Source organism: Psychrobacter sp. S1-30-MNA-CIBAN-0213, from assembly GCF_040309845.1.
Taxonomy (GTDB): Bacteria; Pseudomonadota; Gammaproteobacteria; order Pseudomonadales; family Moraxellaceae; genus Psychrobacter.
In genome coordinates, this window is sequence record NZ_JBEOPE010000127.1 from 1 (window position 1) to 252 (window position 252).

At 33.7% G+C, this 252-nt stretch carries 1 pseudogene; it reads right to left on the bottom strand.

The window, feature by feature from the left end:
• Positions 1 to 252, bottom strand: a pseudogene (locus AAEY87_RS14205) (hypothetical protein); the annotation flags it as partial.

Consider the following 252-nt stretch of genomic DNA (forward strand, 5'->3'; position numbering starts at 1 on the left):
TTATACATCTCTCTTATCGATAGCTCCATCTCGATAATATAGTTACCATTTATATGTGCTCTTAAAGGGTTTATAGTCCATATCGACTGGAGCATTTCATCTATTATTCGGATTCCAGTATTCGCTAAGGATTTATATTCACCCTTACTATAGTGCTCTCTACCAATATTTAACTTTTCAAAATCACGTAAATTTTTATCTTCACAAAAACCAAGCCAACCTAGGCTTAGAGAAGAGGAGCGAATATATTTC